The following is a 7,611-nucleotide window of genomic DNA, read 5'->3' as shown; positions in this document are numbered from 1 at the left end:
ATCTTTCCCTCTCGTCCGGCCGAAGCCGCAACAGTCGCTGGGGCCTTTTCCCGCGGCCTTGTGAGGTCCCAGATTTCCAAACCGCGGGATTTCCGCCAGGCAATGGCCTGAGAGGAACTGGCCGGACACGCCCGCCACTGACAAACGGCAATGTCAGCCAACCCCAAATCGTAAGTGGTGAACGTCACGCGCCACCGCAATGCCTCCGGTAACAGCGCCAGTGACTCGGCGAAAAGCTGGAGCATCACCACGTCGTCAGGATAGATGAGATAAAGCAGATCGTTAGGACGTGAAAGAACCCGCGAGGCGAGAATTCCGCCCCATCCCGCGTCTCCCCAAACCTTTGCCCAAGAGCGGCAGGGCTGAGGCTGAACGACCACCGAAGGAACTGCAACCTCTCGATCCACCCAACCCACCTGGCCGTCCCAGTGATCTCGCATCACGCCGGGGGCCATGAGGAGGGCAGCCGGTCCACCGGGAGGACATTCTCGGGGCTTTACAACCAGATGGTAGGCGAGCTTATTGGAGCGTCCGGAGTAGTCCCGTCCAGCATCTGCCACGCGCGAAAGCACGTGATAGCTCTCAGTTCCCAGCCGAACAATCGTGTGGCTCAACACCACGGGGTTGCGTCCTGCTCCGCTTCCAATCTCTTGGTGCCGATAACCACTGAGGGCCTCGAGACGCTCCAAAAGATTCGGTGGAATTCCCCGAGTAGCCAAAACAGGGCAAAAACCGCTTGAGCCAGGTTTAAGTCCTTTTGGCGCTGACGTGATCACAAGTTCCCAGGCCATCGTCAAGATTCTCCGCTCAGAGTTTCACGACTTTTTTCCTGTCATGGCATTTGGCGTCGTGTCTTCCAGCAGGCTTTCTGTCCAGGTGTGTCATTTCATCCCGCAGCCCGCCGAGGAGTACTCCCGACAAGCCGACCTACCAGGCCAGGCATCCACCGCACGAGCGTATAGAGAATGGGCGTTTCTACCCAAATGGGCTGGATCTTGCTCGGGACAAATCCGATGATTTCACCGCGTTCGTTGGTCTCTGGAGAGCAACCCGTTGAACTGACGGGAATGTAAATCACGTCCCTGCTGAGTGTTTCGGCAGCAACCACGATTTCTGGAACGTGCTGCTCCAGCATGGCGCGTACCGCATGGGATACCTCCACGATGCGTTCGATACTCACTCCCGCAACACCTTTGGTGGTCATGCGATATGGTTCTGGAAGCGGCCAGCAGGGGAGCAGGGGCCCCCAACAGTCAGCCTTGGCCACGATTACGACAAGAGGCGGCATCCCCTTGCGAAGGGCTCCCTCGTGATGCCTGAGCACCCTTTCCCAGGCCTCGCGAAGGATCACGTCTTGACGGTATGGGACCTCTCGTGCTGGCCGACTGAGGTCCATGCGGACTTGCGGATCGTCGGAAATACGACTGACTTCCCGTCGGAATCGTAAATCCTGGGTGGGGTCAAACACGAAAAACCAGGCAGCCGATAGCGCGAGGTGACGCGTGACCGGGCTTCGCGCAGAATCAGCACCGGGGAGAAAACTTTCGCCTGCATTATCATACACCACCAGTGCCCGTCCTCCCCGAAGTCCCAGCTCGGCCCGCGGGTGTTTGCCCACCGGCTGAATAGAAAACAAAAAGGGCTTTAAATACTGAACAGGCGCACCCCCCAGCATAACGACGTTATACAGGTCGCCGGTGGTTTCGGTTTTCGGAAGCTCCACAGGGGTCTGACCATCACGATTGAGGAAGAGAGTATTTTCATACTCCTGGAGGCGCTGATTGTGAATGGCGTCAAGATCGGTGAGGGCCAGCCCGAATTGTTCTGGAAGAAGTTTCCGTAAACGCCAAATCATCGTCGTAAGAAAATACGACTTTCCCGACGCCGGAGCTCCCAGAACGGAAAAAAAGACCGGCCGTAAATGGAAAATGCCACGTGGGATCTCCAGGTGGCAATGGGGACAAGCGAGCCGAGAAGTAGGCATGCCCCGACTGTCCAAAGCCTTGCCTTGGGGAGTGAACCGATTAGGGAGAAACCGCTGGGGCACATGGGGACCGAGCAGTCGGTCACCCAAGAGATCGGGATGTTCTGAAATCCACAGCGTGTCTGCAGGTTGAAAAACGTGCCAGCAATGGGGGCAGGTGATCTTTGACAACAAGGGCCCCAGAACGTCCTGCTCATTCAGCATTCGGTTGCTCATTTACAAGTTTCCCCCTTTACTCAACGCGCCATGCAAGCTCACTGCCAAACAGGAGCGCTGCGGCGTCAAGTCGCCATTAGACAGAAGAAGCAACTGGTGGCGAAAACGACGCACCAGGCACCCCCTTTTCGTATTATCCTCAAAAGATGCGTGAAATTCGCTAGGGGCCTGGAAAAAGCGAGCCTTGGCAATTGGGCAAGGATGTCCCGCGATCCCGATTTGGCGTCCCGATCTGCCCGCAATCCGTAAAGCACCACGAAAAGCACGCCCCTCGGAGCGAATGATTCCAGTTTGCTCGTGTCCTCCAACAAGATTATCGCCCTCCGAGCCCGCGTACAGTGCCTCTGATGCCTGACGTACCTCGACTTTTCTTCTGCCGATGGCCACGCGGACGGGCACATCGGGTGGCGTAGCACCGAAATCCATCCCGAGGGAACCTATTTGTCAGGTCCGCAGTCCAACGTTTGGGTAAGCCACTTTGCCGTCCAGGCTCCCACTGCTCGGTTAAACGGTAGGGGCAATTAATGAATTGCCTCTATCTGGGGCCACAGCCAGTAACCCACCGGACAGTGTCAAGGAGCGGCTTACGCGGAACCTCAATTGGAAAGCGTTACAAGTTCGAGATTCTTTCTCGCCTCAACAGACAGACGATTCCCGTCCGTCGACACAGTCACCGTCCCATGCCATGGCGTGACATACACCCCAGTTCCCATCGGCGCAAACAAATCCACAGCATGAATTCCCGGTACGTTTCGCGTGGGATGATCCGGGTAGTCAACGATGCATGAAGCGATCGCCACCGGCGCCTGAACTGCCCTGGCGAAATCAACGTTACCAAAAAATCCATGGTGGGGGACAACAACCACATGGGCCTTTAGCTTCGCAGGAAATTCTTTGACCAGCACGGCTGCCGCTTCGTTCCCAATATCCCCGGGAAACAGGAATACCGCATTCTTGTACTGCACTCTTAGCACAAGAGAATTGTTGTTGTAGGTTCCGTGTGGTTGGGGATTAGGGGTCAAAAAGGGAGTCTCCGGCGGCCAGAGGACCTCCACATGCACATCCGCTCCCCACTCAAGACGGCTTCCCTGCCACACTTCCCTGACCCGGGTGCCCTTTTGTTCGGCCAGCTTCTGTAGCCCCAGCGAAAACTCCGTCTCGGATGTCTTGAGCTTTTCGGGAACGTTACGCACAAACGGAGAGACAATCAACTCTTTCACCGGCCAGCGGTCGAAAATGGCCGGAACACCGCCCTGATGATCACCATGGGGATGGGAAATGACGAGACCCTCTATTTTGTCCACATGATGCTCGGTAAAGCAGCGGGCTACGGTATCCCGATCGCCACGACCACCGGCATCAATAACGTAATGCAGACCTTCTGGAGTCTCCAGCAGCATCGCCAGCCCATGCTGCTTCAACTCGATCACAGTCAGCGCGAGGGGCTTCTGATCCCGATCCTCACCGCAAACACTCAGGCTAAACAAGAGCACAAAAGAAATCGTCAGTCCCTTCACTGTTTTTCGCAGGAAGAATTCCGACTGTGGAAATCTCATACGCGCTCCTTTCCCAATTCAATGAACATTCTCGCGACCCCACCTGTGAGCAACAAACAACTCATTGAAATGTTTCTTTTTCCGGCTGAGCTTTGCTCCCGTAGACTCACTCTCCAGCACGCGCAAAGCACACCTCACTGTCCGAAAAGAGTATTGATCGCTTCGACGGTTCGATCCACGAGAATCTGTCCGCCTTCCGGGCTGACTTCTGTACTTTCAACGACGGCACTATATCCGCCCGCCGCTACCGCGCGATCCGTCGCGAGATACGTCCCTGCGCCTGCAAGTTGGATGACAAACGTTTGGGTGGCTTTGCTCCTGGCCTGAATTTGCAAACCAAAATCCACAAAAAGCTCAAAGGGATTGGTAGCAATCGCCACATCCCCGATCCGCATCACATGAATCTCGTACGACTGTTTCCATTGGTCAGGCGAAATCTCCTGTTGCCTCTCGTAGCGCTCGACGACGCGTTGATGCCAGAGCATCTTCATTCGCAGGGCAGGTTTATCAGCAAGTTTGGCACCTTCTTCCCGCGCTGCCTGAGCTTCTTCGGCGGTGACCACACGCAGCGGCAGTTCCAGGTTGAGGACATTATGCTCAAACGGGACATCGGAATAAAGTTCCTGGCGTGCCACATTGTAAACATCCATCACCGTCTCACTGATGCGACGGGCAATTTCCTGGAGAGAGTCGAGACCGCGGAGCCGCAGCATCCGTTCCTCGGCAGCTTTGCGCAACAGAAGGTGGGGAGACAGGTCCCCCGCGGCGCCGCACCACGGCAAAATATCGACTTTGCGACCTAGCTGGCGCCAAATTTCTTGCCGTACGAAATGCCAATAATCCGCGTGGACGGTGGATCGCCCTTCAACCTCTTGTGATGGACAGGCCACGTCGATTGCCATGGCGAGTAACGTTCCGGAACGGTCAGCAAAGAACAGGACCTGCACCGCCGGATCAATTCCACTTTCCAGGTGGCGAAAGTCTGGGACATCCGTACGGCCATACATGACGGCGTGCCCATCAGCGTACACTGCTCGGCGATTGTGCCCTACCACTGTATAGCCGAAACCATAGCCCAATTGCGCCACCTGACGGTTTTGCCAAGCTTTTTGTACAGCCTCGACAACACGATCCACAAAAAATGACACATATTCAGAAACAGTCATGACTCCACTATCGGGAATGACATACTTGCCCTCCGTCACCAACGGAGCTGTGTGAGTGTGTGTCGCACTAAGGACCACCTTTTCCGGAGAAATCTGCGGGATAGATTGTGATATCCGGTTGCGAACTTTCTGGAGGACCGGCTCCGGGATTCCTACCAAGTCGCAAGACACCATGACAGCGTGGTCCCTCGTTTGGTCGTTCTCGCGGGCTTCCAGAACCAGGATGGCCGCAAGCAGCGGCGTTTCAACCTGATTGGCCACTCGCGTGTGAAATTGTCCTTCCAGTGCCACCGGTCGGGGAGGGGTTATGTCCACGGTGGTGGAACCGACCCAGAGTTCGCCGCCCCAAACCACCGGCCAACCGGAGCCCAGAAGCAAAACCGTGAGCACGAATTTCAATGCTCTTCGACGTCCGGTCATGTCTTTTTCCTTTCCTCTCGAGAATCATTTCTGGTGATTCCACCGTTCTTGCAGCTCCAAAACGATTCCATGGCCTCCGTTTTAGACGTCGGTCCCAGGTAACCGACCGGTATTGTAGGACATCCTCGGAGCCACTTCGATAGACGCCGCTTGTTTGAAGCTCAAACCCTTTGAACTTATCGCGTGATATATGGATGAGTTGTTACAAACTCGGCCAGAGCCTGTGGTCCAATTTGTATCTCCACGAGGACCTCTCAACTCTCATGCTTTCCGATCGACGGTGGTATGATTTTTTGAGACTGGCGCCTACAATGGAGCCCCAGGCAAGAGAGAATCGTCCCAAGTCCCGTTCAGAACGGAGAACGATCATGGTAAGCCACAAATCTCCGGCGACACAAAACATTTCCCGCAGAGAATTCGTGAAGCACGCGGGAATGGTCGTGGCAGCAACGAGCGCGATTTCCATCGAACGGTTAGCGCACGCGGAAGGCAGGGAAGGATTCCGCGTCGGCCTGATCGGCTGCGGGGGTCGCGGGTCGGGTGCAGCGGCCAATGCCATGAATGCTGGAAAGGACATCAAACTGGTTGCGATGGGGGATATTTTCGAAGACCACCTCCGTGGTGCTCGCGAACGTTTGAAGCAAATGTATCCGGACCAGGTCCAGGTGGATGACGAACACTGTTTCGTGGGCTTCGATGCGTACCAAAAGGTGATAGCCTCTGATGTCGATGTTGTCATCATCGCGGCCGCCTCCCATTTTCATCCCGTCATGCTCAAGGCCGCTGTGGAAGCGGGAAAGCATGTCTTCTGTGAAAAGCCGCATGCCATCGATGTCCCCGGTCTCAAAATGGCCATGGCCGCCTGCGAGGAAGCTAGGAAGAAAAACCTGGCCGTGGTTTCCGGCCTCTGCTGGCGCTACGATTACGGCGTCCGCGAGGCCATGAAGCGTGTCCTTGACGGAGCCATTGGCGAGATCGTTGCCATCCAGGAGACCTACATTACAACTCCTTACGTCGTTCGACCTCGCCAGCCCGAGTGGAGCGAAGCATACTACCAGTTCAAGAACTGGTACCATTTCAATTGGCTCTCCGGTGATCAGACCAGCCAGCAGCTCATCCACAGTTTGGACAAAGCCTCCTGGGCGCTCCATGACAGGCCGCCGTTACGGGCGTGGGGGTTGGGTGGCCGACAGGCCTGCCTTGACCCCAAATACGGTGACCAGTTCGATCACCACGCGGTGGTATTCGAATATGATAACGGCGTGCGAGTTTTCGGATACTGCCGCGATATTCCTGGATGTTACAACGAGACCTCCGACATTATCTTCGGTACGAAAGGACGATGTTACCTACCGAATAAGCCACGCATCGAAGGAGAAGTGGAGTGGCAGTACACCGGTCCCAAAGTGAGCATGTACGACGTTGAACATAAAGAAATGTTTGACTCTATCCGTGCAGGCAATCCCATTAACAATGGCAACTATATGTTCACCAGCACCATGCTGGGTATTCTGGCGCAGATGGTGTGTTATACGGGCCAATTGATTACATGGGAGGAAGCAATGCAGTCCACCCATTCGTTCAGTCTCCCGCGGTATGGCTTTGACATCGATCCACCTGTCAAGCCGGGACCGGACGGCGTCTATCCAACGGCAGTCCCAGGTATCACAAAGTTCGCCTAACGTACTGTTTGACCAGCAGTTTTTTCCATCTTTATCAATAACCAGATGCACTCTGATAAATGTTATGATTAGGTTGTAATTCGCTTTCCCATAAAAACTATGCCGAAGCGTGATTAACCCCCGATAATAGTTCTCCGAAGTCGAGCAACGACAATGGTTCACATAGTCGCCTCTTCTGGTTGTATGTTATTTGGAGAAGTTTATGGATGTTTGGAGTGATGGAGACATTGTCCTTGAAACACCGAAGTTCCAGGTTGTGCGAAGAACCGGTTCACCAGGATCTTCACAATCGCTCTATTATGTGAATCATCCCGGGGCAGTAGCGATTCTCCCCATTTTAGATGATGACCGAATTGTCCTTGTGCGAAATCGGCGCTGGGCGGTGAACAAGGAACTCCTCGAGATCCCGGCCGGCACACGGCGCCCCGGCGAGCATCCACAGGCCACCGCCATCCGCGAGCTCAGCGAGGAAACAGGGTACTCGGCAAGGATCTGGCAGGAAGTCCTTGAATTCTACGTGTCGCCAGGAATCACCAACGAGCGTATGACTCTCTTTTTTGCACGGGATCTTGTTCCTGGCTCGCCTC

The 7,611-nt window shown here is 55.1% G+C and carries 6 protein-coding genes; 2 read left to right on the top strand and 4 right to left on the bottom strand.

The window, feature by feature from the left end; translation table 11 throughout:
• The 4 genes from ABJK56_RS12780 to ABJK56_RS12765 form a co-directional block, all read right to left on the bottom strand.
• Positions 1-791: hypothetical protein (locus ABJK56_RS12780; RefSeq protein ID WP_347245054.1), on the bottom strand; the 791-nt coding region annotated here is incomplete at its 3' end.
• Positions 792-886: 95 nt separating this feature from the next.
• Positions 887-2,200: a hypothetical protein gene (locus ABJK56_RS12775; RefSeq protein WP_347245053.1), complete on the bottom strand. Its 1,314-nt coding sequence runs from the start codon at positions 2,198-2,200 to the stop codon at positions 887-889.
• Between the two features lie 596 nt (positions 2,201-2,796).
• Complete coding sequence (locus ABJK56_RS12770) at positions 2,797-3,756, bottom strand: MBL fold metallo-hydrolase (RefSeq protein WP_347245052.1); 960 nt, start codon at positions 3,754-3,756, stop codon at positions 2,797-2,799.
• A gap of 134 nt (positions 3,757-3,890) precedes the next feature.
• On the bottom strand, positions 3,891-5,342 hold the full coding sequence (locus ABJK56_RS12765) for a hypothetical protein (RefSeq protein ID WP_347245051.1): 1,452 nt from the start codon (positions 5,340-5,342) through the stop codon (positions 3,891-3,893).
• A gap of 368 nt (positions 5,343-5,710) precedes the next feature.
• On the opposite strand from ABJK56_RS12765, the gene ABJK56_RS12760 reads away from it, so the two are divergent.
• Together ABJK56_RS12760 and ABJK56_RS12755 are read left to right on the top strand one after the other, a co-directional pair.
• Positions 5,711-7,024, top strand: coding sequence for a Gfo/Idh/MocA family oxidoreductase (locus ABJK56_RS12760; RefSeq protein WP_347245050.1), 1,314 nt, complete (start codon positions 5,711-5,713; stop codon positions 7,022-7,024).
• 202 nt (positions 7,025-7,226) lie between these two features.
• Positions 7,227-7,611, top strand: a 385-nt coding sequence (locus ABJK56_RS12755) for an NUDIX hydrolase (protein ID WP_347245049.1), incomplete at its 3' end; no start/stop codon positions are given.

This window comes from Thermogutta sp., from assembly GCF_039793925.1.
GTDB lineage: Bacteria > Planctomycetota > Planctomycetia > Pirellulales > Thermoguttaceae > Thermogutta.
The sequence above is the reverse complement of the archived record's forward strand: the minus strand, read 5'-3'. Positions and strand labels throughout refer to the sequence as shown.